The organism is Streptomyces sp. NPDC051582 (assembly GCF_040681715.1).
Classification (GTDB): Bacteria; Actinomycetota; Actinomycetes; order Streptomycetales; family Streptomycetaceae; genus Streptomyces.
In genome coordinates, this window is sequence record NZ_JBFAZJ010000051.1 from 1 (window position 1) to 25905 (window position 25905).

Genomic DNA, 25905 nt, shown 5'->3' on the forward strand with positions numbered 1-25905 from the left:
CCGGCGGGGACACACCCCGCCGGCCCGCCGCTTTGTCAGTGCCACCGGTTAGCCTGCACGCACTGGCAATCGACGGAGGGGGGTGGGCGGAGTGCGCGTACTCGGCGTGGACCCGGGGCTGACCCGGTGCGGTGTCGGCGTGGTCGAGGGGGTCGCCGGCCGCCCGCTGACGATGCTCGCGGTGGGCGTCGTACGGACGCCAGCGGACGCGGAGTTGGGGCGCCGGCTCGTGGCGATCGAGCAGGGCATCGAGGAGTGGCTGGACCGCCACCGGCCCGAAGTCGTCGCCGTGGAGCGGGTGTTCAGCCAGCACAACGTGAGCACCGTCATGGGCACCGCCCAGGCGAGCGCCGTCGCCATGCTGTGCGCGGCGCGCCGCGGCATACCGGTCGCCCTGCACACCCCCAGTGAGGTCAAGGCGGCCGTCACCGGCTCCGGCCGGGCCGACAAGGCGCAGGTCGGGGCGATGGTGACCCGGCTGCTGCGGCTGTCCGCCCCGCCCAAGCCGGCCGACGCCGCGGACGCCCTCGCCCTCGCCATCTGCCACATCTGGCGGGCCCCCGCCCAGAACCGCCTCCAGCAGGCGCTCGCCCAGCACGCCCTGCACGCCTCGAAAGGCCGCCCCTCATGATCGCCTTCGTCAGCGGCCCGGTCGCCGCGCTCGCCCCCACCCTGGCCGTGATCGAGGTCGGGGGAGTGGGCATGGCCGTGCAGTGCACGCCGAACACCATCGCCGGCCTGCGGATGGGGGAGACGGCGCGGCTGGCCACGTCGCTGGTCGTACGGGAGGACTCGCTGACGCTGTACGGCTTCGCCGACGACGACGAGCGACAGGTCTTTGAGCTGCTCCAGACGGCGAGCGGGGTCGGGCCGCGCCTCGCGCAGGCGATGCTCGGGGTGCACAGCCCGGACGCGCTGCGCGTGGCCGTCGAGTCGGGGGACGAGAAGGCCCTGACGGCCGTGCCCGGCATCGGGAAGAAGGGCGCGCAGAAGCTGCTGCTGGAGCTGAAGGGGAAGCTGGGGGCGGCGACCGCGGTGGTCGGGGCCCAGCGGGTCGTGGCGTCCGGACCGGCCCCCTGGGCGGAGCAGCTCACGGCGGCGCTGATCGGGCTCGGCTACGCGGCGAGGGACGCCGAGGACGCCGTCGACGCCGTGACCCCGCAGGCGGAGGCGGCCATCGCCGCCGGCGCCGGCGCCCCCGTACCCCAGCTGCTGCGCGCCGCCCTCCAGTCCCTGAACCGCACCCGCTGACCCCCTCGGGGCCCGGACCGGGAACGACCACCGCACTGACGCAGAAGGCAGACTGAGCACGTGAACTGGGATGACGAGAGCGACGACCGCATCGTTGCGGCGGCCGCGGACGGCGAGGACACCGCCGTCGAGGCGGCCCTGCGGCCCAAGGACCTCGGCGAGTTCGTCGGCCAGGAGAAGGTCCGCCAGCAGCTCGACCTGGTGCTGAAGGCGGCCCGCCAGCGCGGGGCCACCGCCGACCACGTGCTGCTCTCCGGTGCGCCCGGGCTCGGCAAGACCACCCTCTCCATGATCATCGCCGCCGAGATGGGCGCGCCCATCCGGATCACCTCGGGCCCCGCCATCCAGCACGCCGGCGACCTCGCCGCCATCCTCTCCTCCCTCCAGGAGGGCGAGGTCCTCTTCCTCGACGAGATCCACCGCATGTCCCGGCCCGCCGAGGAGATGCTCTACATGGCCATGGAGGACTTCCGCGTCGACGTGATCGTCGGCAAGGGGCCGGGGGCCACGGCCATCCCGCTGGAGCTGCCGCCCTTCACCCTCGTCGGGGCCACCACCCGCGCCGGCCTCCTCCCGCCGCCGCTGCGCGACCGCTTCGGCTTCACCGGGCACATGGAGTTCTACGCCCCCGAGGAGCTGGAACGGGTCATCCACCGCTCCGCCCGCCTCCTGGACGTGGAGATCGACACCGCCGGCGCCGCCGAGATCGCCGGCCGTTCCCGGGGCACCCCGCGCATCGCCAACCGCCTGCTGCGCCGCGTCCGCGACTACGCGCAGGTCAGGGCCGACGGAGTGATCACCCGCGAGGTGGCCGGCACCGCCCTCCAGGTGTACGAGGTGGACGCGCGCGGCCTCGACCGTCTCGACCGCGCGGTGCTCGAAGCCCTGCTCAAGCTGTTCGGGGGCGGCCCGGTGGGGCTGTCCACCCTCGCCGTCGCGGTCGGCGAGGAGCGGGAGACCGTCGAGGAGGTCGCCGAGCCGTTCCTCGTACGGGAAGGCCTGCTGGCCCGTACCCCGCGCGGCCGGGTCGCGACCCCCGCCGCATGGGCGCACCTGGGCCTCGTACCGCCCCACCAGCAGGGGAGTGGATCAAGCGGACAACAGGGCTTGTTCGGGGCCTGACGGCGCGGAGGTTCGCCCCGTCAGGAACTGCGGTGCCATGCTGGGCGTTGTTCCATCGGTGCGGACTCGCCTAGACTCCGCCGATGCCGACCCTTCAGGTCGGCGTACCCACCCCCGTAGAAATTGACCGTCTCCCGTGCGGTCGTGCGAAGGATCTCCGTCCCGTGAATCTCGTGACACTCCTCCCGTTCATCGTGCTCATCGGGGCGATGTTCCTGATGACCCGCTCCGCGAAGAAGAAGCAGCAGGCGGCCGCGCAGATGCGCGACCACATGGCCCCGGGCGCCGGCGTCCGCACCATCGGCGGCATGTACGCCACGGTGAAGGAGGTCGGCGAGGACACCGTCACCCTTGAGGTGGCCCCCGGCGTCCACGCGATCTACGCGAAGAACGCCATCGGCGCCGTCCTGGACGACGCGGAGTACAACCGCATCGTCCACGGCGCCAGTGATGATCTGACGATCGACACGCCGGTCGTTCCGGACGACGCCTCCTCGCTGACCCTCGACAAGGACGCGGACAAGAGCGCGGACGAGGCCGACGCCCCGAAGCTCGACCTGGGCAAGAAGGACGCGCCCGAGGCCGAAGAGCCGAAGGACGGCCTGCCCGAGGGCGACGGACCCAAGGGCGACGAGCCCAAGGACGGCAAGGCCGACGGCGAGGCCGGCGCGAAGTAGCGCGCGGCCGGGGACCGGGCAGGCGCCTGACCGGCGGCCGGCGCGGTCCCCGTCAGTGACACTTCTGCGGGGGGCAGGGGTCCCCACCACACATTTCGTGGCCGTCCGCGCGCTGACCCGGCGCGGGGCGGTTGGACAGGGAGATACGACAAGGTGGCAGCACCGAAGAAGGGCCGGCGGCCCACGGGGGCTCAGGGGAGGCCGGGGCGTGCCCTGGCGATCATCCTGATCGCGATGGTGGCGCTCACCGCGGGGATGTTCCTCACGAAGCAGACGACTCCCCGGCTCGGCATCGACCTCGCGGGCGGTACGAGCATCACGCTCAAGGCCAAGAGCGAGCCCGGCAAGCCGGACGCGATCAACGAGACCAACATGAACACGGCGGTCGGCATCATCGAGCGCCGCGTCAACGGTCTCGGCGTGTCGGAGGCCGAGGTCCAGACGCAGGGCCGCGACCACATCATCGTGAACATCCCCAAGGGGACGAACGAGAAGCAGGCCCGCGAGCAGGTCGGCACCACCGCCCAGCTCTACTTCCGTCCGGTCCTGGCCTTCGCCGACGGCGCCCCGGCGGCCCCCGAGGCCACGCCGAGCCCGTCCGCGAGCACCTCCGGTGCCCCGAAGGCCGAGGGCAGCGGCAAGCCCAGCGCCCCGGCCAGCCCGTCGTCCAGCGCCACTTCCCAGGGCCGTGTGCTCAGCGAGGCCCTCAAGGCCCCGGCCGCCACCGCCTCTCCCTCGCCCTCGGCGAGCGAGTCGAAGAAGGCAGACGACAAGGCTCCGGCCCCCACCCCGACCCCGTCGGGCGTCGAGGCGGCCGCCGCCGAACTCCAGGCGAAGTTCGCGGCCCTGGACTGCACCAACGAGGCGCAGCGCGCCGCGGCCGGCAAGGGCGTCAAGCCCGAGGACGCGACGGTCGCCTGTGGCAAGCGCGGAGACGCCTGGGGCAAGTGGATCCTCGGCCCGGTCGGTGTGTCCGGTACCGACGTGAAGGACGCCAAGGGACAGATCAACCCCCAGACGGGGCAGTGGATCGTCACCATGCAGTTCACCGACAAGGGCGCCGACAAGTTCGCCAAGATCACCGGTGAGCTCGCCACCAAGCAGATGCCGCAGAACCAGTTCGCGATCGTGCTCGACGGCGAGGTCGTCTCCGACCCGTCCGTCAGCCAGGCGCTGACCGGCGGCAACGCCGAGATCTCCGGCGGCTTCACGCAGCAGTCCGCGATGGACCTGGGCAACATGCTCTCGTACGGCGCCCTGCCGCTGACCTTCCAGGAGGACAGCGTCACCACCGTCACCGCCGCGCTCGGCGGCGAGCAGCTGAAGGCCGGCCTCATCGCCGGGGCCATCGGCCTCATCCTCGTGGTGATCTACCTGCTCGTGTACTACCGGGGCCTGGCCTTCATCGCCATCGTCAGCCTCCTGGTGTCCGCGATCCTCACCTACACGATCATGGCGCTGCTCGGAAAGGGCATCGGCTTCGCGCTGAACCTGCCCGCCGTCTGCGGTGCGATCGTCGCGATCGGCATCACGGCGGACTCGTTCATCGTGTACTTCGAACGCATCCGCGACGAGATCCGCGAGGGCCGCACCCTGCGCCCCGCCGTGGAGCGGGCCTGGCCGCGCGCCCGGCGCACCATCCTGGTCTCCGACTTCGTGTCGTTCCTGGCCGCCGCGGTGCTGTTCATCGTCACGGTCGGCAAGGTGCAGGGTTTCGCCTTCACCCTGGGTCTGACCACCGTGCTCGACGTGGTCGTGGTGTTCCTCTTCACCAAGCCGATCATGACGCTGATGGCCCGTACGAAGTTCTTCTCCAGCGGCCACCCCTGGTCCGGCCTGGACCCGAAGCGGCTCGGCGCCAAGCCGCCGCTGCGCCGGTCCCGCCGCACCGGCTCCGGTACCGGTTCCGGTTCCGCCACCGCTCCCGTCGACGTAAAGGAGGCGTGAGAGATGTCGAAGCTGGGAGATCTCGGCGCCAAGCTGTACCGCGGTGAGGTCGGCTACGACTTCGTCGGCAAGCGCTTCGTCTGGTACGGCGTTTCCATCCTGATCACCATCACGGCGATCGTGGCCCTGGCCGTTCAGGGCCTCAACATGGGCATCGAGTTCAAGGGCGGTGCCGTCTTCACCACCCCGAAGACCGCCGTGTCGGTGACCCAGGCCACCGACGACGCCGAGAACGCCTCCGGCCACCAGGCGATCGTCCAGAAGCTCGGCAACGGCACCCTGCGCATCCAGATCTCCAGCCTGGACCCCGCGCAGGCCAACGCCGTCAAGACCAAGCTCGCGGCCGACCTCAAGGTGCCCGAGGCCGAGATCAACGCGGACCTGGTCGGCCCCAGCTGGGGCGACCAGATCGCGAACAAGGCCTGGACGGGCCTCGGCATCTTCATGGTCCTCGTGGTGATCTACCTGGCCATCGCCTTCGAGTGGCGGATGGCCGTCGCCGCGCTGATCGCCCTGATCCACGACCTCACCATCACCGTCGGCGTGTACGCGCTGGTCGGCTTCGAGGTCACGCCGGGCACCGTGATCGGTCTGCTGACGATCCTCGGTTACTCCCTCTACGACACCGTCGTCGTCTTCGACGGTCTGAAGGAGGGCTCGAAGGACATCACCAAGCAGACCCGCTACACGTTCAGCGAGATCGCCAACCGCAGCATCAACGGCACCCTGGTCCGTTCGATCAACACGACCGTCGTGGCGCTGCTCCCGGTCGGGGCGCTGCTCTTCATCGGCGGCGGCCTCCTGGACGCCGGCATGCTGAACGACATCTCGCTGTCGCTGTTCGTCGGTCTCGCGGCCGGTGCGTACTCCTCGATCTTCATCGCGACCCCGCTGGTCGTGGACCTCAAGGAGCGCGAGCCGGCGATGAAGGCGCTGAAGAAGCGGGTGCTCGCCAAGCGGGCGGCCGCCGCGGCCAAGGGCGAGTCCCCGGAGGACGAGGGCTTCGAGGGCTCCGAGACCCCGCAGGTCGTGGCCCAGGGCCGCGCCGGGCGGCGCCGGTGAGCACGCTCTCTCCCGAGGTGCGCGAACTGCTGCTCGGCCGGATCAAGGACGTGGCGGACTACCCGAAGCCGGGCGTGATGTTCAAGGACATCACCCCGCTGCTGGCGGACCCGAAGGCCTTCGCGGCCCTGACGGACGCGCTGGTGGAGCTGGCCGGGCAGTACGGCGCGACGAAGATCGTTGGGCTGGAGGCGCGCGGGTTCATCCTCGCGGCGCCGGTGGCGGTCCAGGCGGGCATCGGCTTCGTGCCGGTGCGCAAGGCCGGCAAACTGCCGGGCGCGACGCTCGCGCAGTCGTACGAGCTGGAGTACGGCACGGCCGAGATCGAGGTCCACGCCGAGGACCTGTCGGCCGGTGACCGGGTCATGGTCATCGACGACGTGCTGGCCACGGGCGGCACCGCCGAAGCCTCGCTCTCGCTGATCCGCCGGGCCGGGGCGGAGGTCGCCGGGGTGGCGGTCCTGATGGAGCTGTCGTTCCTGCCGGGCCGCGCGCGGCTGGCCGGCGCCCTCGGGCAGGCCCCGCTGGACGCGCTGATCGTCGTCTGACGACACCGACCGTGAAGCGGGCGGGTACCGGGACGTCCCGGTACCCGCCCGCTTCGGCGCGTGCGGCGGGCGCGAAGCGGCCGGGGCTCGGGGAACGGGCCGGGGGAACCATCGCTACCATTGGTTGTCCGGACCTGACCGGGGCCCCGGATCCTCCCCCGGACTCAGTCCAGGGGGACCCCCAGAGGAGCGCTCTTGCCAGACGAGGTCCAGCCACTCTCCGCCGCGCAGCCCGACCCGCAGGCCGAGCGGGCCGCGACGCCCCCCGCCACGCCCCCGCCGGCCCCTCCGGTGAAGCCCGCGCCCGCGAAGCCCGCGCCCGCGAAGTCGGCCGGGTCCTCCAACCGCGTGCGCGCCCGGCTCGCCCGCCTCGGCGTCCAGCGTTCCAACCCGTACAACCCGGTACTGGAACCGCTGCTCCGCATAGTCCGCAGCAACGACCCGAAGATCGAGACGGCCACGCTGCGCCAGATCGAGCAGGCGTACCAGGTGGCCGAGCGCTGGCACCGCGGCCAGAAGCGCAAGAGCGGCGACCCGTACATCACCCACCCGCTCGCGGTGACCACGATCCTCGCCGAGCTCGGCATGGACCCGGCCACCCTGATGGCGGGCCTGCTGCACGACACGGTCGAGGACACCGAGTACGGGCTGGAGGACCTGCGCCGCGACTTCGGCGACGCCGTGGCCCTGCTCGTCGACGGCGTCACCAAGCTGGACCGGGTCAAGTTCGGCGAGGCCGCGCAGGCCGAGACCGTGCGCAAGATGGTCGTCGCCATGGCCAAGGACCCGCGCGTCCTGGTCATCAAGCTCGCCGACCGGCTGCACAACATGCGCACCATGCGCTACCTCAAGCGGGAGAAGCAGGAGAAGAAGGCCCGCGAGACCCTTGAGATCTACGCCCCGCTGGCGCACCGGCTGGGCATGAACACGATCAAGTGGGAGCTGGAGGACCTCGCCTTCGCGATCCTCTACCCCAAGATGTACGACGAGATCGTCCGCCTCGTCGCCGAGCGCGCGCCCAAGCGCGACGAGTACCTCACCGTCGTCACCGACGAGGTCCAGACCGATCTTCGCGCCGCCCGCATCAAGGCCACCGTCACCGGCCGCCCCAAGCACTACTACAGCGTCTACCAGAAGATGATCGTCCGCGGCCGTGACTTCGCGGAGATCTACGACCTGGTGGGCATCCGCGTCCTCGTGGACACCGTCCGGGACTGCTACGCGGCCCTCGGTACGGTGCACGCGCGCTGGAACCCGGTCCCCGGCCGGTTCAAGGACTACATCGCGATGCCCAAGTTCAACATGTACCAGTCGCTCCACACGACGGTCATCGGACCCAGCGGCAAGCCGGTCGAACTCCAGATCCGCACCTTCGACATGCACCGCCGCGCCGAGTACGGCATCGCCGCGCACTGGAAGTACAAGCAGCAGACCGTCGCCGGCACCTCCAAGGTCCGCACCGACGTCCCGCAGGCCGCCAAGGGCAGTGCCGGCCAGGACACGGTCAACGACATGGCCTGGCTGCGCCAGCTGCTCGACTGGCAGAAGGAGACCGAGGACCCGGGCGAGTTCCTCGACTCGCTGCGCTTCGACCTCTCCCGCAACGAGGTTTTCGTCTTCACGCCGAAGGGCGACGTCATCGCCCTGCCGGCCGGGGCCACCCCGGTGGACTTCGCGTACGCCGTACACACCGAGGTCGGCCACCGGACCATAGGCGCCCGGGTCAACGGCCGCCTCGTCCCGCTCGAATCAACCCTGGACAACGGAGACCTCGTCGAGGTCTTCACCTCCAAGGCCGAGGGCGCGGGTCCGTCCCGCGACTGGCTGGGCTTCGTCAAGTCCCCGCGCGCCCGCAACAAGATCCGCGCGTGGTTCTCCAAGGAGCGCCGCGAGGAGGCCATCGAGCACGGCAAGGACGCCATCGCGCGGGCCATGCGCAAGCAGAACCTGCCGATCCAGCGCATCCTCACCGGCGACTCGCTCGTCACCCTCGCGCACGAGATGCGCTACCCCGACATCTCCTCCCTGTACGCGGCGATCGGCGAGGGCCACGTGGCCGCGCAGGGCGTCGTACAGAAGCTGGTGCAGGCCCTCGGCGGCGAGGAAGCGGCCAACGAGGACATCGAGGAGAGCGTCCCGCCCTCCCGGACCCGCGGCACGCGCCGCAAGAACGCCGACCCGGGCGTGGTCGTCAAGGGCGTCGACGACGTGTGGGTCAAGCTGGCCCGCTGCTGCACCCCCGTGCCGGGCGACCCGATCGTCGGCTTCGTCACGCGCGGCAGCGGCGTATCGGTTCACCGGGCGGACTGCGTCAACGTGGACTCCCTCTCCCAGGAGCCCGAGCGGATGCTGGAGGTCGAGTGGGCCCCCACCCAGTCCTCGGTCTTCCTGGTCGCCATCCAGGTCGAGGCGCTGGACCGGTCCCGGCTGCTCTCGGACGTCACCCGGGTCCTGTCGGACCAGCACGTGAACATCCTCTCCGCGGCCGTCCAGACCTCCCGCGACCGCGTGGCCACCTCCCGCTTCACCTTCGAGATGGGCGACCCCAAGCACCTGGGCCACGTCCTGAAGGCCGTACGGGGTGTGGAAGGCGTCTACGACGTCTACCGTGTGACATCGGCAAGGAGGCCCTGACCGCTTCACCGACGCCACCCCGGGGGGAAACGTGGCAGGCAACGACGTCTTCCCCGCGGGGCTCGTCCATCGCTACCGGCCGCTCGACGTACTGGGGCGGGGCGGTATGGGCGTGGTCTTCGAGGCGGAGGACACCCAGCTGCAGCGGCGGGTGGCGGTGAAGCTCCTCTCGGCCTTCAGCACGAGCCTCACGCAGGAGATGGAGCAGCGGTTCCTCCGCGAAGCCATCGCGCTGGCGCGGATCAGCCATCCCGGTGTCGTGGGCATACACGACTACGGGGTGGACGACGCCAGCGGTGCGCCGTACCTGGTGATGGAGGTGCTCGATGGCGTGGACCTCCCGGTTCTCGCCGCCGGGAGGCCGCTGTCGGCGGCCGCGGCGGTCTGGATCGCCGTCGAGATGCTCGGCGCCCTGGAGGCAGCTCACAGGAGCGGCGTACTGCACCGCGACGTGAAGCCCGGCAACGTCCGGGTGAGCCGGGACGGCCACGTCGTCCTCTACGACTTCGGCCTCGCCGTGGTCGCCGAGGAACCGCGGATCACCGAGACCGGCGTCAGGCTGATGGGCACCGTGCAGTACATGGCGCCGGAACGGATCGGCGGACTGGCGCCGTCAGCGGCCACGGACCTCTACGGCGTCGGCGCCTGCCTGCACTACATGCTGACCGGGAGCCCGCCGTTCGGCGGCCGGGCCGTGGACCTCGGCGTCCTGGTGCTCCGGGCCGCCGAGGGGCTGCCGCCGTTGCGGGAGAGGGGGCTCTCGCTCCCCGACGGCCTGGCGGAAGCCGTGGACGTCCTGTGCGCGGCGGACTACCGGAACCGGCCGGCCGGCGCGGCCGCCGCGGCGGCACTGCTGAGTCCCTGGGCGGCCGGCGGGAAGGAGCAGGTCGTACGGCTCATCACCCGCCGGCTCGATGCACCGCCCCTCGCCGGACACGCGACCGGACACGCGCCGCCCGCACCCGAGCAGCCCGAGTACGACTGGCGCCAGGTGGACGTGACCGACGCCGTCCCGCACGTGCCGAACGCGATCACCGGGGGTGCCTTCCCGAGCCCCGCCCTGCCACGGGCCCGGCGGGAGGCCGTCCTGAGCGAGGTCACCAGGAATCTCGTCCGCAGCCGCATGACCGAGCGCACCGCCCTGTCGCGCCAGCGCGAGGCCGTCGTGCTCGTGCAGCGCGGGGAGTTCCGGCAGGCGGCCCGGCTGCTCGCGGACGTGCTCGCCTTCTGCCACGAATCGCTCGGGGCGGACCACCCGACCACGCTCGCCTGCCAGTTCTGGCAGGCCGTATGCCAAGCCCGCCTGGGGGAAGCGGCGTTGGCGCTGGAGCTGTTCGCACGAGTGAGCGCGCACCACGCGCAGGAGAGGGACGGATCGGATGACTGAATACGCGTTACGGGTCGACCCGCGCAGAGCGGGAGCCGGGCCCGAGACCGAGCTCCGGTCGCTGCTGCGCTGGCTGAAGGCGGACGAGGACCTCGGCAGCGGCGTACGCGCCGCGATCGCGTCCCCGCCGCCCGCCGACGAGGTGCCTGCCCGCGCGACCCCCATGGGCGGCGAGTTCGAACTCCTCCAGCTGACGCTCGGCACGGGCCTGTCCGTCGCCTCCCTCCTCGTCTCCGTGCTCCAGTGGCAGGCCTCCCGCCGCCAGGCACCCGCCCTGACCGTCCACCGCGACGGATATGAGGTCCGGCTCACCGGAGCGGCCGCCACCGACCCCGAGGCGCTGCGCAGGATCGTCGCCGCCCTGGAGCCCTCACAGCCGCCGGGCGGGGACGATGACGGGGCTTCCTGACCCCGGGGCCTCCCGTGCGGTGCTCGTCGGCACCGCCGGATACCGGCACCTTGCCGCGCTCCCCGCCGTCGAGGCCAACGTGAAGGACCTGGCGGCCGAGCTCTGCGACGCGACCGTCTGGGGACTGCCCGCGCAGCACTGCACGACCGTGCTGGACCCGCAGCACCCCGCCGAGCTGCTCGACCCGGTGAACCGGGCGGGCGAGGAGGCCGCCGACACGCTCCTGGTCTACTTCGCGGGCCACGGCATGAGGGACGCGGAGACCGCCGACCTCTACCTGGCCCTCCAGGGATCCCGCGAGCACGTGGGCTACACCGCCGTCGCCTACCAACACCTGCGGTCCGCGCTGCGCGACTCCCGGGCCCGGCGCAAGGTGGTCGTGCTCGACTGCTGCTTCAGCGGCCGGGCCGCCCGTACGCTCGCCGGGGAGGAGGAAGCGCTCGCGGCCCAGGCGGCCGTCGAAGGCGCGTACGTCCTCACCGCCTCGCCCCGCGACCGGGTGGCCCTCGCCCCGGACGGCGAGCGGTACACCGCGTTCACCGGGGAGCTGCTGAGGATCCTGCGCGACGGAATCCACGACGGCCCCGAACTGATCGACCTGGACACCCTGTGCCGGACCATGGAGGCCAGGCTGCGCAGCAAGAACCGGCCGCTGCCGCAGAGCGCCCAGGAACGCGGGATGGGCAGGCTGCGGCTGGTGCGCAACCGCGCCCGCGCCGTGCTCGGCGCACCCGCCGGCCCCGTCCTGCCCGGCGACGTGCGCTCGGCCATGGTCGTCGCCGGGATCGGCCTGGCCCGCTCGCTGAGGGCGGCGGGCCGCAGCGGCGACGCGCTGCCCGTGCTGCGCCTCGCGCTGCAGGAGCGGATGCCCGACGGCGAGGGCGACCTGCTGGCCGTCCAGGTCGAACTGTCCGACATCCTCCAGGAGACCGGACAGACCCGCGAGGCGATCGAGGTGCTGGAAGAGGCGTTCCAGCAGGCACACCGGTTCTACGGACCGGAAGCGGTACAGGTCTGCCGGCGCCTGGCCGCGCTGCTCCAGGAGTCCGGGAACCACGTCGAGGCCTGCGCGGTGCTCGAACACGCCCTGGACCTGCTGGAGGACGGCAGCCGCGCCCTGTCCTGACCCACCGTGCACACGAGAGGGCCCCGGTGCGGAAGTTCCGCACCGGGGCCTCCTGCGTACTCAGGGCGTGACTAGCCGCCGAACTCCTCCAGGCCCTTCAGGGCCTGGTCGAGCAGGGCCTGGCGGCCCTCCAGCTCGCGCGACAGCTTGTCGGCCTTCGCGTTGTTGCCCGCTGCGCGGGCCGCGTCGACCTGCCCACGCAGCTTGTCGACCGCGGCCTGGAGCTGACCCGTCAGACCGGCCGCACGGGCCCGCGCCTCCGGGTTCGTACGACGCCACTCGCCCTCCTCGGCCTCCTGGATCGCCCGCTCCACCGCGTGCATCCGGCCCTCGACCTTCGGCCGGGCGTCGCGCGGCACGTGGCCGATGCCCTCCCAGCGCTCGTTGAGGGAGCGGAAGGCGGCCCGGGCCGCCTTCAGGTCCGTGATCGGGACGAGCTTCTCGGCCTCGTCGGCCAGCTCCTCCTTCAGCTTCAGGTTCTCCACCTGCTCGGCGTCGCGCTCCGCGAACACCTCGCCGCGCGCCGCGAAGAACACGTCCTGCGCACCGCGGAAACGGTTCCACAGATCGTCCTCGGACTCGCGCTGGGCCCGGCCCGCCGCCTTCCAGTCCGCCATCAGCTCGCGGTAGCGGGCGGCCGTCGGACCCCAGTCGGTCGACTTCGACAGCGACTCGGCCTCCGCGACCAGCCGCTCCTTGACCTTGCGGGCGTCCTCGCGCTGCGCGTCGAGCGAGGCGAAGTGCGCCTTGCGGCGCTTGGAGAAGGCGGAGCGGGCGTGCGAGAAGCGGTGCCACAGCTCGTCGTCCGACTTGCGGTCCAGGCGGGGCAGACCCTTCCAGGTGTCCACCAGGGCCCGCAGCCGCTCGCCCGCACTGCGCCACTGGTCGCTCTGCGCGAGCTGCTCGGCCTCGGCCACCAGCGCGTCCTTGGCCGCACGGGCCTCGTCCGTCTGCTTGGCCTTCTGGACCTTGCGCTCCTCGCGCCGCGAGTCCACGGTCGCGACCAGCTTGTCCAGCCGGACGCGCAGGGCGTCGAGGTCGCCCACGGCGTGGTGCTCCTCCACCTGCGTGCGCAGGTGGTCGATGGCCGTCTGCGCGTCCTTGGCGGACAGATCGGTGGTCCGCACCCGCCGTTCGAGGAGGCCGATCTCGACCACCAGGCCCTCGTACTTGCGCTCGAAGTAGGCCAGGGCCTCCTCGGGGGTGCCCGCCTGCCAGGAGCCGACGACCTTCTCGCCCTCGGCAGTACGCACGTACACGGTGCCCGTCTCGTCGACGCGGCCCCACGGGTCGCTGCTCACAGCGCCTCCTCCACCTGATGCCTGCGAGGGGTTCACCCCCTGGGCATCGTCCACAGTTTCCTGGGGCGGGCAGCGCCCGCCCTGCACAACGCCAACATAGGCGACCGCCGGGCCGGCTGTCCGCATCCCGCACGACGGAATATCGCCGTACGGGCCGGACGCCGGCCGGGCCCGGGGGCGCCGGAACCCGTCAGTTTTGGGTGACGGCGCCCTTCTGGATGGTCACCGGCGTCTTCGGGGCACCGTCCTGGCCGCCGTCGGCCGTACCGGCCTTGGCCACCTCCTCCAGCGCCTTCAGACCCGCCGCGTCGATCTTGCCGAAGGGGGTGTACGACGGCGCCAGCGGGCTGTCCTTGTAGACCAGGAAGAACTGGCTGCCGCCACTGTGCGGCTGGCCGGTATTGGCCATCGCGACCGTGCCCGCCGGGTAGATCACCTGGCCCTGCTCGTTCGGCTTGCCCAGCGAGTCGAGGTTCTCGTCCGCGATGGTGTAGCCGGGTCCGCCCATGCCCGAGCCCTCCGGGTCGCCGCACTGCAGGACGAAGATCCCGGAGGTGGTCAGGCGGTGGCACTTGGTGTTGTCGAAGAAGCCCTTGTCCGCGAGCGACTTGAACGAGTTGACGGTCTCCGGCGTCTTCGCCGCGTCCATCTCGAACTTGATCTCACCCGCGGTGGTCTTCAGGTCGAACGTGTACTTCGCGTTCTTGTCGATCGCCATCGCCGGCGCGGGCGAGGCCTTCGGCGAGGGCGAGGCCGACGGGTTCGCCGCCGGGTCCGCCGCGCTGTCCTTCTTGTCCTTGTTGAAGACACCGCCCACGACGAGGCCGACCAGCGTCGCGACCACGACGGCCACCGCCGCGCCGATCACCGCCACCCGCTGCCGCGCCTTGTGCCGGGCCTCGGCCCGGCGCTTCTGCTGGCGCTCGTACTTTTCCCTGGCGAGCTGTCGCCGCCGCTGATCGCTCGTGACCACCGGGTCGTCTCCTTGTACGTGTATGGCACCGCTGTCCGGGCCCGGCCATGATCCGCCGGACACCCCAAGGCCGTACCGTATATGGGTTCGCTGTGGAACGAGCGGCGCCGGTAGGCTCTGAACAGCGGCATTCCGAACAGGGCCGCCGCCCAAGCTCCCGCCGGACGACGATTGAGGACGAACGTGCTGATTGCCGGGTTCCCCGCAGGGGCCTGGGGGACCAACTGTTACGTGGTCGCCCCCGCCGCCGGTGAGGAGTGCGTGATCATCGACCCGGGCCACCAGGCCACCCGGGGTGTCGAGGAGACGCTGAAGAAGCATCGGCTCAAGCCCGTCGCGGTCGTCCTCACCCACGGCCACATCGACCACGTGGCCTCGGTGGTCCCGGTGTGCGGAGCACACGACGTACCGGCGTGGATCCACCCCGAGGACCGCTTCATGATGAGCGACCCGGAGAAGGCGCTGGGCCGCTCCCTGGGAGCGCAGCTGATGGGCGAGCTCACCGTGGGGGAGCCCTCCGACGTGAAGGAGCTCACCGACGGCGCGAAGCTGGCGCTGGCGGGCATGGAGCTGACCGTGTCGCACGCGCCCGGGCATACGAAGGGGTCGGTGACCTTCGGGATGTCCGGGGCGGGGGACGTCCCCCCGCTGCTGTTCTCGGGCGACCTGCTCTTCGCCGGCTCCATCGGACGTACCGACTTCCCGGGCGGCAGCCACGCGGACATGCTCGAATCGCTGGCCCGCGTGTGCCTGCCGCTCGACGACGCGACCGTGGTGCTGCCCGGTCACAACGAGCACACGACCATTGGCCGTGAGCGCGCCACCAACCCGTACCTGCGGCAGGTGGCCGCCGGCCTGGGAGACGGTTTCACGTCTCCACGACGAGGAATGTGACGAGAGTTTCGTGAGCACCTTCAAGGCCCCCAAGGGCACGTACGACCTGATCCCGCCGTACTCGGCGAAGTACCTGGCCGTCCGCGACGCCATCTCGGCCCCGCTGCGCAAGGCCGGGTACGGCTACATCGAGACGCCCGGCTTCGAGGACGTCAACCTGTTCGCGCGCGGTGTCGGGGAGTCCACCGACATCGTGACCAAGGAGATGTTCACCCTCACCACCAAGGGCGGCACCAACCTGGCCCTGCGCCCGGAGGGCACCGCCTCCGTGCTGCGCGCGGCGCTGGAGGCGAGCCTGCACAAGAAGGGCAACCTGCCGGTCAAGCTCTGGTACTCGGGCTCCTACTACCGGTACGAGCGCCCGCAGGCGGGCCGCTACCGCCACTTCTCGCAGGTCGGAGCCGAGGCGATCGGCGCCGAGGACCCGGCGCTGGACGCGGAGCTGATCATCCTGGCCGACCAGGCGTACCGCGCGCTCGGCCTGCGCAACTTCCGGATCCTGCTGAACTCGCTGGGCGACAAGGAGTGCCGCCCGGTGTACCGGGAGGCGCTCCAGGCCTTCCTGCGCGGACTGGACCTGGACGAGGAGACCGTCCGGCGGGCCGAGATCAACCCGCTGCGCGTCCTCGACGACAAGCGGTCCGAGGTGCAGAAGCAGCTCGTCGGCGCGCCGATGCTGCGGGACTACCTGTGCGACGCGTGCAAGGCGTACCACGAGGAGGTCCGGGCGCTGATCACGGCGGCCGGGGTCGCCTTCGAGGACGACGAGAAGCTGGTGCGCGGACTGGACTACTACACGCGGACCGCCTTCGAGTTCGTCCACGGCGGTCTGGGCTCGCAGTCCGCCGTCGGCGGCGGCGGCCGCTACGACGGCCTGTCCGAGATGATCGGCGGACCGGCCCTGCCGTCGGTGGGCTGGGCGCTGGGCGTGGACCGTACGGTGCTGGCACTCGAAGCGGAGGGCATCGAGCTGGACATCCCGCCGGCGACGTCGGTGTTCGCGGTGGCGCTGGGCGAGGCGAAGCCGGTGCTGTTCGGGCTGGTCACGGAGTTCCGCAAGGCCGGTGTCGCGGCCGACATCTCGTACGGGGGCAAGGGCCTCAAGGGCGCGATGAAGGACGCCAACCGGTCGGGCGCCCGCTTCGCGGTGATCGCGGGCGACCGCGACCTCGCCGAAGGCGTCGTCCAGCTGAAGGACATGGAGTCCGGGGAGCAGTCCCCGGTCGCCCTGGCGGACGTCGTCGAGGTACTGCGCGCCAAGCTGGCCTGACGGCCGTCGCCCGCGGGCGCCCGGGCTTGCCCGGCGCCCCGGACGGCGGCCGATCTCGCGTTGGCGCCGGTGCCGAAGCGCGAGCGCAGCTCCGCCGGTTCGCCCTCGGCGACGACCTTGCCGCTCGCGATGACCGCGAGGCGGTCGGCGAGGGCCTCGGCCTCCTCCAGGTAGTGCGTGGTGAGCACGATGGTGGTGCCCTCCCCGGCGAGCAGCCGGATCAGGTCCCAGAACCGGCGCCGGGCCGCCGGGTCGAAGCCGGTCGTCGGCTCGTCGAGGAGCAGCAGTCGGGGATCGCCGATGACGCCGAGCACCACGTCGAGGCGGCGCCGCCGGCCGCCCGAGAGGCCCTTCACCCGCTGCTCGCGCTTGTGCTCCAGGCCGACCAGGGCGATGACCTCGGCCGGGTCGCGCGGGGCCGGGTAGTAGCGGACGATCTCCACCGTCGTGCTCTTGCCCGCGCCGTTGGGCCCGAGGAGGCCGAAGACCTCGCCCTGCCGGACCGTCAGATCGAGTCCGTCCACCGCGGTGACCCCGCCGTACTGCTTGCGAAGCCCCCGTACTTCCACCGCGTTCCGTGTCATGTCCCCATGGTGTGGCGGAACACGGGCCACCGGTCCCCCCGTGCGTACGTCCTTATGTCCATCGAACGGTGGACACACAGCTCCGTACGGCACAATGGCCGGTGCTTGTTGACCTTGCAGATGTGGAGCGGGCGGTATGACGACACGAGGTACGGACGCAGACACCGCCCCGCGGACGGTAGGCGCCGGCAGGGCCCTGGCCCTGCTGCTGGTGGTCACGGGTGCCCTGGGACTGCTCGCCGCCTGGGTGATCACGATCGACAAGTTCAAGCTGCTGGAGGACCCGAACTTCACGCCGGGCTGCAGCCTGAACCCGATCGTCTCCTGCGGCAACATCATGAAGAGCGAGCAGGCGGCCGTGTTCGGCTTCCCGAACCCGATGCTCGGTCTGGTCGCCTACGGCATCGTCGTCTGCGTCGGCATGAGCGTGCTGGCCGGGGCCCGGTTCCGGCCCTGGTACTGGCTGACCCTGAACGCGGGCATGCTCTTCGGCGTCGGGTTCTGCACCTGGCTCATGTACCAGTCGCTCTACAACATCAACTCGCTGTGCCTGTGGTGCTGCCTGGCCTGGGTCGCCACGATCTTCATGTTCTGGTACGTCACCGCGTTCAACGTGCGCGAGGGGCTGCTGCCCGCCCCGGGCTGGCTGCGGGCCTTCCTCGACGAGTTCACCTGGGTGCTGCCGGTGCTGCACGTCGGGATCATCGGCATGCTCATCCTGACGCGCTGGTGGGACTTCTGGACCTCCTGAGGCGCGGCCCGCTGTCAGTGGGCTCGCTTAGGCTTCCTGTGTGGAACCAGACCTGTTCACCGCCGCCGCCGAAGACCGCAGGGAGAAGGACCCGTCGAGCTCCCCGCTCGCCGTCCGGATGCGCCCGCGCACCCTGGACGAGGTCGTCGGCCAGCAACACCTGCTGAAGCCCGGATCACCGCTGCGGCGGCTGGTCGGGGACGGGGCGGGCGGTCCGGCCGGCGCCTCGTCGGTGATCCTGTGGGGCCCGCCGGGCATCGGAAAGACCACTCTGGCGTACGTGGTGAGCCAGGCGACGCGCAAGCGGTTCGTCGAGCTGTCGGCGATCACCGCGGGCGTGAAGGAAGTACGGGCCGTCATCGAGGGCGCCAAGCGGGCGGCCGGCGGGTACGGCAAGGACACGGTCCTCTTCCTCGACGAGATCCACCGCTTCAGCAAGGCCCAGCAGGACTCGCTGCTCCCGGCCGTGGAGAACCGCTGGGTGACGCTGATCGCCGCGACCACGGAGAACCCGTACTTCTCGATCATCTCCCCGCTGCTGTCGCGCTCGCTCCTGCTCACGCTGGAACCGCTGACGGACGAGGACCTCAGCGCGCTGATGCGGCGCGCGCTGACGGAGGAGCGCGGGCTGGGCGGGGCGGTGACCCTGCCGGAGGACGCCGAGGCGCACCTGCTGCGGATCGCGGGCGGCGACGCCCGGCGGGCGCTGACGGCCCTGGAGGCCGGCGCCGGCTCGGCGATGGCCAAGGGGGAGTCCGAGATCAGCCTCCAGACGGTGGAGGAGGCCGTCGACCGGGCGGCGGTGAAGTACGACCGGGACGGCGACCAGCACTACGACGTGGCGAGCGCGCTGATCAAGTCGATCCGCGGCTCGGACGTCGATGCCGCGCTCCACTACCTGGCGCGGATGATCGAGGCGGGGGAGGACCCGCGGTTCATCGCCCGCCGGCTGATGATCTCGGCGAGCGAGGACATCGGCCTGGCGGACCCGACGGCCCTGCCGCTCGCGGTGGCGGCGGCCCAGGCGGTGGCGATGATCGGCTTCCCGGAGGCCGCGCTGACCCTCTCGCACGCGACGATCGCGCTGGCCCTGGCCCCGAAGTCGAACACCGCGACGACCGCGATCGGCGCGGCCCTGGCGGACGTCCGGGCGGGCCTGGCGGGCCCGGTCCCGACGCATCTGCGGGACGGCCACTACAAGGGCGCGGCCAAGCTGGGCCACGCGGTGGGGTACGTGTACCCGCACGACGTCCCGGGCGCGATCGCGGCCCAGCAGTACGCGCCCGACGCGGTGCACGGGAAGCGGTACTACGAACCGACCCGCTACGGAGCCGAGGCGCGGTACGCGGACGTGGTGGAGAAGGTCCGCGAGCGGCTGCGGGGAGGCGGTTCCGGCCCGTCCGGCGCCTGAGTGCCCCGCGCGGTGGCCACCGCGTGCGGGGGATCCGGCCGGAGCCTACGCTCCGGGGCATGGGACGTCGCGCTCCGCTGCCCGCGCTGGTCGCAGTACTTCTGATCACCGGGTGCCACCACGGCGACGGAGTGACCGCCCGGGCCAGCGCCGCCCGGCTCGTGGCGCAGGTGCCGCTCGCAGGCCCGGCCTTCCCGCCGGACGCGGGCACCGCGAAGGAGCTGCTGGCCCGGCTCACGGTCGGGTGGGGCGAGAACTGGCAGACGTACAAGAGGGAGAACTTCGGCCGGTACTGGTCCGACGACACCGACGCCGTCGGCGGCCGCAACGGATGCGACACCCGGGACGACGTCCTGCGCCGGGACCTGAGCGAGCTGCGCGCGGGCGACCGCAACCCCTGCGTCGTGGTCTCCGGAGTCCTGCACGACCCCTACACCGGCAAGACCCTCCCGTACTCCTACCGCAAGGCCTCGCAGATCCAGACCGACCACGTCGTGCCGCTCGGGGCCGCCTGGCGGGGCGGCGCGTACGCCTGGACGCCGCAGCGCAGGCTCGCGTACGCGAACGACCTCGACGTCCTGCTCGCCGTCGACAAGCAGACCAATCAGGACAAGGGCAGCAAGACGGCCGACAAGTGGCAGCCGCCGCGCGCGGAGTACCACTGCGAGTACGCCCGCCGCTACGTCGGGATCAAGGCCGAGTACGGACTGTCCGTGACCCCGCCGGAGAAGACGGCGCTGAGCGCCATGCTCGCAACCTGCCCCTGAACACGGCCTAACCGCATCGACCCGCCCGCCCGCGGCCCTCCGCCGCCGCGAACAGGGTGTGCATCGCCCGGCGCAGCTCGCAGACGTCGCGCACCGGAGCGGGGAAGTCGAAGCGGGCGTCGAAGGAGGAGTCCCCGTCCCTGAAACGGACCCGAAGGCCCAGCCGGTCCAGGGCCAGCGGGACCGCGGTCGTGCCCGCGCTCTCCCGCGGGCCCAGCAGCGCGCACAGGTCCCCGATCCGGTCGCGGTGCGCGGCGGCCAGGTGCTGCAGGAGCTCCGTCTCGTGGTTCACCATCGGGTCGGGCTCCGCCGCGGCCAGCTCCTGCGGGTCCACGTGCTCGGCGCCCCACAGATCGTCCACCGAGATCTCGCCGACCTCCAGGCGCAGCATCACGTGGGAGGGGCGGCCGTGCAGCCCGAGCAGCTCGCCCACCGGCCGGCGCTCCGCCAGCAGCGCGGCGCAGGCCGCGCGGTCGTCCCCGCGCACCCGGGTCAGCCACCCGGCGAGCCATGCGCGGCCTCGGATACGATGGGGCACGGACACCGGCGCCACATCCGTGATCTCGATCACGGCCGTGAGGTCGTCGTCCTGGGCGTGAGCGGCTGCCCTGGCAGCCGCGGATTCCCCTGACACCAGGAGAATCACGTCCCCGTCCGGGGTGACGGTCCGCGTGGCCGGCATCCCTGCCCCGAGCTCTGCCTGGTCAGGCGACCGCACCTGGTCGAAAGCACCCGGCAGCATGAGGGATACTGAGGCGTTGGACTCTACGAGGGTTCGTACGCGTTCGGCTCCGGTGAGCTGCCGAACGCCTTCCCTGGGACGCGGCTGACCTTGCTTATCGTCGGCGCAAGCGGATTCTGTTTCGTCTGAATCCGGACTGCGTTGCGCACTGGGCAGGGGGATCCCATGTGGTCGAGACATTACGTCCTCCTCGATAAGGTAAGCCTCACCTAACTTACATGGAGGTAGGTTCCCCGTGAACCAGAAGCGACCCAAGGTCAAGAAGTCGCGTGCCCTCGGCATTGCGCTGACCCCGAAGGCCGTCAAGTACTTCGAGGCCCGCCCCTACCCGCCGGGCGAGCACGGCCGTGGCCGCAAGCAGAACTCGGACTACAAGGTTCGTCTGCTGGAGAAGCAGCGTCTGCGCGCTCAGTACGACATCTCTGAGCGTCAGATGGCCCGCGCGTACGACCGCGCCAAGAAGGCCGAAGGCAAGACGGGCGAGGCGCTGGTCGTCGAGCTTGAGCGTCGCCTCGACGCCCTGGTCCTGCGTTCGGGCATCGCCCGGACGATCTACCAGGCCCGCCAGATGGTCGTTCACGGCCACATCGAGGTCAACGGTGGCAAGGTCGACAAGCCGTCGTTCCGTGTCCGCCCGGACGACGTCATCACCGTGCGCGAGCGCAGCCGCGAGAAGGTTCCGTTCCAGGTTGCCCGTGAGGGTGGCTACGCAGGCGAGGGCGAGACCCCGCGCTACCTGCAGGTCAACCTGAAGGCCCTGGCCTTCCGCCTGGACCGCGACCCGAACCGCAAGGAAATCCCGGTCATCTGCGACGAGCAGCTCGTCGTCGAGTACTACGCCCGCTGATCCGGCGGCCGTAGCCTCACAGGCTGGTCAGCCCGTCGGTTCCCCTCTGGGGGAGCCGGCGGGCTTCCTGTTTTCGGCGCACCCGGAATTCCGGTACGGCGGCGGATCCCCGGCGCGATAGGGTCGGAGAAAGACCTGTCTGGTGATCAACACGCAGAGACTTGCAGAGAGCGGTGCAACGTGACCGGTGGAGAGGTGGCCGGGATCCTCGTGGCCGTCTTCTGGGCCATCCTGGTCTCCTTCCTCGCCGTGGTGCTGGTGAGGCTGGCCCAGGTGCTCAAGGCGACCACCAAGCTGGTGGCGGACGTGACCGAGCAGGCCGTCCCGCTGCTGGCGGACGCCTCCACCACCGTCCGCTCCGCGCGCACCCAGCTCGACCGGGTCGACGCCATCGCCAGCGACGTCCAGGAAGTCACCTCGAACGCCTCCGCGCTGTCCTCCACCGTGGCCTCCACCTTCGGCGGGCCGCTGGTCAAGGTCGCGGCCTTCGGCTACGGCGTCCGCAAGGCACTGGGCAAATCCACGGAAGCCGCGCCGCAGAACACGTCCCGACGTACTGTGATCGTTGGCCGTACGGTGCCGGCGGCCCGGCGCCGGAAGCAGAAGGGCTGAAACCTCCGATGTTCCGCCGAGCCTTCTGGTTCACCGCCGGCGCAGCCGCCGGCGTGTGGGCCACCACCAAGGTCAACCGCCAGCTCAAGAAGCTGACACCGGAGAGCCTCGCCGCCCAGGCCGCCGACAAGGCCGTGGAAGCGGGTCACCGCCTCAAGGACTTCGCCCTCGACGTCAAGGCGGGAATGACGCAGCGCGAGGACGAGCTGAACGATGCACTGGGGCTCCACCAGGACCCCGACCGCCCCGACAACGTCACCGCCCTTCCCGGGCCGCGGCGGCTGCGGGCCATCCAGAACGACAAGACCACCCACACGATCCGCCCGGCGGGTTCGTACAACCGGAATGAGGACCACTGATGGAGTCGGCTGAAATCCGCCGCCGCTGGCTGAGCTTCTTCGAGGAGCGCGGTCACGCCGTTGTCCCTTCGGCGTCGCTCATCGCGGACGACCCGACTCTTCTGCTGGTCAACGCGGGCATGGTCCCGTTCAAGCCGTACTTCCTCGGTGAGACCAAGCCGCCCGCCCCCCGGGCCACCAGCGTGCAGAAGTGCGTCCGTACGCCGGACATCGAAGAGGTCGGCAAGACCACCCGCCACGGCACGTTCTTCCAGATGTGCGGCAACTTCTCCTTCGGCGACTACTTCAAGGAAGGCGCCATCAAGTACGCCTGGGAGCTGCTCACCAGCTCCGTGGCGGACGGTGGCTACGGCCTGGAGCCGGAGAAGCTCTGGATCACGGTCTACCTCGACGACGACGAGGCCGAGACCATCTGGCGCGAGAAGATCGGCGTGCCCGCCGAGCGCATCCAGCGCCTGGGCAAGAAGGACAACTTCTGGTCCATGGGCGTCCCGGGCCCCTGCGGCCCCTGCTCTGAGATCAACTACGACCGCGGCCCCGAGTTCGGCGTCGAGGGCGGCCCGGCCGTCAACGACGAGCGCTACGTGGAGATCTGGAACCTGGTCTTCATGCAGTACGAGCGCGGCGCCGGCGACGGGAAGGAAGACTTCCCGATCCTCGGCGACCTGCCGTCGAAGAACATCGACACCGGTCTCGGCCTCGAACGCCTCGCGATGATCCTGCAGGGCGTGCAGAACATGTACGAGACCGACACCCTTCGCGTGGTCATGGACAAGGCCACCGAGCTGACCGGCGTGCAGTACGGCGCCGCCCAGGGCACCGACGTCTCGATGCGCGTGGTCGCCGACCACATCCGCACCTCCGTCATGCTCATCGGCGACGGCGTGACCCCCGGCAACGAGGGCCGCGGCTACGTGCTGCGCCGCATCATGCGCCGCGCCATCCGCAACATGCGTCTCATGGGTGCCACCGGCCCGGTCGTCCAGGACCTCGTCGACGTCGTGATCGACACGATGGGGCAGCAGTACCCGGAGCTGGTCACCGACCGGGGGCGCATCGAGACCGTCGCGCTCGCCGAAGAGGCCGCCTTCCTCAAGGCCGTGCGCGGCGGCACGAACATCCTCGACACCGCCATCACCGAGACCAAGGCCACCGGCGGCACGGTCCTGGCCGGCGACAAGGCGTTCCTGCTCCACGACACCTGGGGCTTCCCGATCGACCTCACCCTGGAGATGGCGGCCGAGCAGGGCCTCTCCGTGGACCAGGACGGCTTCCGCCGCCTGATGCAGGAGCAGAAGGACAAGGCCAAGGCCGACGCCAAGGCCAAGAAGACCGGTCACGCGGACATGTCCGCCTACCGGGCGATCGCCGACGGCTCCGGCGCCACCGAGTTCACCGGCTACGCCACCACCCAGGGCGAGTCCACCATCGTCGGCCTCCTGGTCAACGGCGTCTCCGCGCCCGCCGCCTCCGAGGGCGACGACGTCGAGGTCGTCCTCGACCGCACCCCCTTCTACGCCGAGGGCGGCGGCCAGCTCGCCGACCAGGGCCGGATCAAGCTCGACTCGGGCGCCGTCATCGTCGTCCGCGACGTGCAGCAGCCCGTCCCGGGCGTCTCCGTGCACAAGGGCTCCGTGCAGGTCGGCGAGGTGACGGTGGGCGCCTCCGCATACGCCGCCATCGACATCAACCGCCGCCGGGCGATCGCCCGCGCCCACTCGGCCACGCACCTGACCCACCAGGCGCTGCGCGACGCCCTCGGCCCGACGGCCGCCCAGGCCGGCTCCGAGAACAGCCCCGGCCGCTTCCGCTTCGACTTCGGCTCGCCTAACGCCGTCCCCGGCACCGTCCTCACCGACGTCGAGCAGAAGATCAACGACGTGCTGTCGCGCGAGCTCGACGTCACGGCCGAGATCATGAGCATCGACGAGGCGAAGAAGCAGGGCGCCATCGCCGAGTTCGGCGAGAAGTACGGCGAGCGCGTGCGCGTCGTCACGATCGGCGACTTCTCCAAGGAGCTGTGCGGCGGTACGCACGTCGGCAACACCGCCCAGCTGGGCCTGGTGAAGCTGCTCGGCGAGTCCTCCATCGGCTCCGGCGTGCGCCGTGTCGAGGCCCTCGTCGGCGTGGACGCGTACAACTTCCTCGCCAAGGAGCACACGGTCGTCGCCCAGCTCCAGGAGCTGGTCAAGGGCCGTCCGGAGGAGCTGCCGGAGAAGATCGCCTCCATGCTCGGCAAGCTGAAGGACGCCGAGAAGGAGATCGAGAAGTTCCGCGCGGAGAAGGTCCTCCAGGCCGCCGCCGGTCTCGCCGAGAACGCCCAGGACATCCGCGGCGTGGCCCTCGTCGTGGGCACCGTCCCGGCCGGCACCGGCGCCGACGACCTGCGCAAGCTGGTCCTCGACGTCCGCGGCCGCATCCAGGGCGACCACCCCGCCGTCGTGGCCCTGTTCACCACGGCGAACGACCGCCCGCTGACCGTCATCGCCACCAACGAGGCCGCCCGCGAGCGCGGTCTCAAGGCCGGTGACCTGGTCCGTACCGCCGCCAAGACCCTCGGCGGCGGCGGTGGCGGCAAGCCGGACGTGGCCCAGGGCGGCGGCCAGAACCCGGCCGCCATCCCGGACGCCATCGCCGCGGTCGAGCGCCTCGTCGTCGAGACGGCCTGACCATGACGCTGCGCCGTGGCCGCCGTCTCGCCATCGACGTCGGGGACGCCCGGATCGGGGTCGCCTCGTGCGACCCCGATGGGGTCCTCGCCACACCGGTGGAAACCGTTCCGGGCCGGGACATCCCCTTCGCCCACCGGCGGCTGCGGCAGCTCGTCGAGGAGTACGAACCCCTTGAAGTCGTGGTCGGCCTCCCCCGCTCGCTCAGCGGGCGGGAGGGGCCGGCCGCGGCCAAGGTGCGCGCCTTCGCCATGGAACTCGCCAAGGGCATCAAGCCGGTGACGGTCCGTCTGGTGGACGAGCGGATGACCACGGTCACCGCCGCCCAGGGTCTGCGGGCTTCGGGAAAGAACGCCAAGAAGGGCCGTTCGGTGATCGATCAGGCGGCCGCGGTGGTGATCCTTCAGAACGCTCTTGAGACCGAACGGGTATCAGGTAATCCTCCCGGTGAGTGCGTCGAAGTGGTTGTCTGATCGCGGTACGGTAACGTTCCGCGCGATGCGGCGGCATTCGAACAATTCGTCGCCCACCACTTCAGAGGCGGAACCGGGTGCCGCGGCGG

Annotated in this window: 24 protein-coding genes and 1 pseudogene; 21 read left to right on the forward strand and 4 right to left on the reverse strand. The window is 71.1% G+C overall.

Translation table 11 applies throughout. The features are described from left to right. Window positions 1-91 precede the first annotated feature (91 nt). From ruvC to AB0M92_RS36920, 11 genes are all read left to right on the forward strand, one after another. The gene (gene ruvC / locus AB0M92_RS36870; protein ID WP_366106740.1) at window positions 92-631 is read left to right on the forward strand and encodes a crossover junction endodeoxyribonuclease RuvC; all 540 of its coding nucleotides are present in this window, start codon (window positions 92-94) and stop codon (window positions 629-631) included. Next, on the forward strand, window positions 628-1251 hold the full coding sequence (ruvA, locus tag AB0M92_RS36875) for a Holliday junction branch migration protein RuvA (RefSeq protein WP_366106741.1): 624 nt from the start codon (window positions 628-630) through the stop codon (window positions 1249-1251). The genes ruvC and ruvA overlap by 4 nt, the downstream gene beginning before the upstream one ends. A gap of 60 nt (window positions 1252-1311) precedes the next feature. Continuing rightward, window positions 1312-2373: a Holliday junction branch migration DNA helicase RuvB gene (ruvB, locus tag AB0M92_RS36880; protein ID WP_366106742.1), complete on the forward strand. Its 1062-nt coding sequence runs from the start codon at window positions 1312-1314 to the stop codon at window positions 2371-2373. Between the two features lie 164 nt (window positions 2374-2537). Further along, window positions 2538-3050, forward strand: a complete 513-nt coding sequence (gene yajC, locus AB0M92_RS36885) for a preprotein translocase subunit YajC (protein WP_366106743.1) — start codon at window positions 2538-2540, stop codon at window positions 3048-3050. A gap of 153 nt (window positions 3051-3203) precedes the next feature. Further along, a complete protein-coding gene (secD, locus tag AB0M92_RS36890) occupies window positions 3204-4997 on the forward strand; it encodes a protein translocase subunit SecD (protein ID WP_366106744.1) in 1794 nt (597 codons plus the stop codon). Between the two features lie 3 nt (window positions 4998-5000). Then, window positions 5001-6059: a protein translocase subunit SecF gene (gene secF, locus AB0M92_RS36895; protein WP_366106745.1), complete on the forward strand. Its 1059-nt coding sequence runs from the start codon at window positions 5001-5003 to the stop codon at window positions 6057-6059. Continuing rightward, on the forward strand, window positions 6056-6607 hold the full coding sequence (locus AB0M92_RS36900; RefSeq protein WP_366106746.1) for an adenine phosphoribosyltransferase: 552 nt from the start codon (window positions 6056-6058) through the stop codon (window positions 6605-6607). The genes secF and AB0M92_RS36900 overlap by 4 nt, the downstream gene beginning before the upstream one ends. 195 nt (window positions 6608-6802) lie before the next feature. Further along, window positions 6803-9241, forward strand: a complete 2439-nt coding sequence (locus tag AB0M92_RS36905) for a bifunctional (p)ppGpp synthetase/guanosine-3',5'-bis(diphosphate) 3'-pyrophosphohydrolase (RefSeq protein ID WP_366106747.1) — start codon at window positions 6803-6805, stop codon at window positions 9239-9241. A 31-nt stretch (window positions 9242-9272) separates the two neighbouring features. After that, window positions 9273-10628, forward strand: coding sequence for a serine/threonine-protein kinase (locus AB0M92_RS36910; protein ID WP_366106748.1), 1356 nt, complete (start codon window positions 9273-9275; stop codon window positions 10626-10628). Then, window positions 10621-11037 (forward strand): hypothetical protein, encoded by a 417-nt coding sequence (locus tag AB0M92_RS36915; protein WP_366106749.1) that lies wholly within the window; start codon window positions 10621-10623, stop codon window positions 11035-11037. Before AB0M92_RS36910 ends, AB0M92_RS36915 begins: the two co-directional genes overlap by 8 nt. Beyond that, entirely contained in the window at window positions 11021-12163 is a 1143-nt protein-coding gene (locus AB0M92_RS36920; RefSeq protein ID WP_366106750.1) for a caspase family protein, read from the forward strand. Before AB0M92_RS36915 ends, AB0M92_RS36920 begins: the two co-directional genes overlap by 17 nt. Window positions 12164-12234: 71 nt before the next feature. Here the strand turns inward: AB0M92_RS36920 and AB0M92_RS36925 are convergent, their stop codons facing one another. Then, a complete protein-coding gene (locus tag AB0M92_RS36925) occupies window positions 12235-13464 on the reverse strand; it encodes a DUF349 domain-containing protein (protein ID WP_366106751.1) in 1230 nt (409 codons plus the stop codon). 190 nt (window positions 13465-13654) lie between these two features. Continuing rightward, window positions 13655-14437, reverse strand: coding sequence for a peptidylprolyl isomerase (locus tag AB0M92_RS36930; RefSeq protein ID WP_366106752.1), 783 nt, complete (start codon window positions 14435-14437; stop codon window positions 13655-13657). Window positions 14438-14620: 183 nt separating this feature from the next. Between AB0M92_RS36930 and AB0M92_RS36935 the strand changes: the two genes are divergently transcribed. After that, window positions 14621-15331, forward strand: a complete 711-nt coding sequence (locus AB0M92_RS36935) for an MBL fold metallo-hydrolase (RefSeq protein ID WP_366106753.1) — start codon at window positions 14621-14623, stop codon at window positions 15329-15331. A gap of 10 nt (window positions 15332-15341) precedes the next feature. Next, entirely contained in the window at window positions 15342-16601 is a 1260-nt protein-coding gene (gene hisS, locus AB0M92_RS36940) for a histidine--tRNA ligase (RefSeq protein ID WP_366106754.1), read from the forward strand. Window positions 16602-16663: 62 nt separating this feature from the next. On the opposite strand, the pseudogene AB0M92_RS36945 reads toward hisS, so the two are convergent. After that, window positions 16664-17185, reverse strand: a pseudogene (locus AB0M92_RS36945) (ABC transporter ATP-binding protein); the annotation flags it as partial. Between the two features lie 136 nt (window positions 17186-17321). Here AB0M92_RS36945 and AB0M92_RS36950 point away from each other — a divergent pair. Genes AB0M92_RS36950 through AB0M92_RS36960 form a run of 3 tightly spaced genes read left to right on the forward strand, consistent with a single transcriptional unit; the run spans window position 17322 to window position 20114 of the window. After that, on the forward strand, window positions 17322-17936 hold the full coding sequence (locus AB0M92_RS36950; protein ID WP_366106755.1) for a vitamin K epoxide reductase family protein: 615 nt from the start codon (window positions 17322-17324) through the stop codon (window positions 17934-17936). 40 nt (window positions 17937-17976) lie between these two features. Beyond that, complete coding sequence (locus AB0M92_RS36955) at window positions 17977-19347, forward strand: replication-associated recombination protein A (protein ID WP_366106756.1); 1371 nt, start codon at window positions 17977-17979, stop codon at window positions 19345-19347. A gap of 59 nt (window positions 19348-19406) precedes the next feature. Continuing rightward, window positions 19407-20114, forward strand: a complete 708-nt coding sequence (locus tag AB0M92_RS36960; RefSeq protein ID WP_366106757.1) for an HNH endonuclease family protein — start codon at window positions 19407-19409, stop codon at window positions 20112-20114. A 7-nt stretch (window positions 20115-20121) separates the two neighbouring features. On the opposite strand, the gene AB0M92_RS36965 is transcribed toward AB0M92_RS36960, so the two are convergent. Further along, complete coding sequence (locus AB0M92_RS36965) at window positions 20122-21036, reverse strand: DUF2470 domain-containing protein (protein WP_366106758.1); 915 nt, start codon at window positions 21034-21036, stop codon at window positions 20122-20124. 55 nt (window positions 21037-21091) lie between these two features. On the opposite strand from AB0M92_RS36965, the gene rpsD reads away from it, so the two are divergent. From rpsD to ruvX, 5 genes are all read left to right on the forward strand, one after another. Next, window positions 21092-21703, forward strand: a complete 612-nt coding sequence (gene rpsD / locus AB0M92_RS36970; protein ID WP_030294564.1) for a 30S ribosomal protein S4 — start codon at window positions 21092-21094, stop codon at window positions 21701-21703. A gap of 180 nt (window positions 21704-21883) precedes the next feature. After that, window positions 21884-22315, forward strand: coding sequence for a DUF948 domain-containing protein (locus AB0M92_RS36975; RefSeq protein WP_366106759.1), 432 nt, complete (start codon window positions 21884-21886; stop codon window positions 22313-22315). A gap of 8 nt (window positions 22316-22323) precedes the next feature. Then, window positions 22324-22674: a DUF6167 family protein gene (locus tag AB0M92_RS36980; protein WP_366106760.1), complete on the forward strand. Its 351-nt coding sequence runs from the start codon at window positions 22324-22326 to the stop codon at window positions 22672-22674. After that, window positions 22674-25343, forward strand: coding sequence for an alanine--tRNA ligase (gene alaS / locus AB0M92_RS36985; protein ID WP_366106761.1), 2670 nt, complete (start codon window positions 22674-22676; stop codon window positions 25341-25343). Before AB0M92_RS36980 ends, alaS begins: the two co-directional genes overlap by 1 nt. A 2-nt stretch (window positions 25344-25345) precedes the next feature. Then, a complete protein-coding gene (ruvX, locus tag AB0M92_RS36990; RefSeq protein WP_366106762.1) occupies window positions 25346-25816 on the forward strand; it encodes a Holliday junction resolvase RuvX in 471 nt (156 codons plus the stop codon). Window positions 25817-25905 lie beyond the last annotated feature (89 nt).

What these genes read in the sequence shown, in the direction of transcription:
- AB0M92_RS36965 (WP_366106758.1), bottom strand. Translation starts at nt 21,036, where the DNA reads ATGTCTCGACCACATGGGATCCCCCTGCCCAGTGCGCAACGCAGTCCG.
- ruvA (WP_366106741.1), top strand. Translation starts at nt 628, where the DNA reads ATGATCGCCTTCGTCAGCGGCCCGGTCGCCGCGCTCGCCCCCACCCTG.
- AB0M92_RS36920 (WP_366106750.1), top strand. Translation starts at nt 11,021, where the DNA reads ATGACGGGGCTTCCTGACCCCGGGGCCTCCCGTGCGGTGCTCGTCGGC.
- AB0M92_RS36960 (WP_366106757.1), top strand. Translation starts at nt 19,407, where the DNA reads ATGGGACGTCGCGCTCCGCTGCCCGCGCTGGTCGCAGTACTTCTGATC.
- AB0M92_RS36915 (WP_366106749.1), top strand. Translation starts at nt 10,621, where the DNA reads ATGACTGAATACGCGTTACGGGTCGACCCGCGCAGAGCGGGAGCCGGG.
- AB0M92_RS36980 (WP_366106760.1), top strand. Translation starts at nt 22,324, where the DNA reads ATGTTCCGCCGAGCCTTCTGGTTCACCGCCGGCGCAGCCGCCGGCGTG.
- AB0M92_RS36950 (WP_366106755.1), top strand. Translation starts at nt 17,322, where the DNA reads ATGACGACACGAGGTACGGACGCAGACACCGCCCCGCGGACGGTAGGC.
- alaS (WP_366106761.1), top strand. Translation starts at nt 22,674, where the DNA reads ATGGAGTCGGCTGAAATCCGCCGCCGCTGGCTGAGCTTCTTCGAGGAG.
- ruvX (WP_366106762.1), top strand. Translation starts at nt 25,346, where the DNA reads ATGACGCTGCGCCGTGGCCGCCGTCTCGCCATCGACGTCGGGGACGCC.
- secF (WP_366106745.1), top strand. Translation starts at nt 5,001, where the DNA reads ATGTCGAAGCTGGGAGATCTCGGCGCCAAGCTGTACCGCGGTGAGGTC.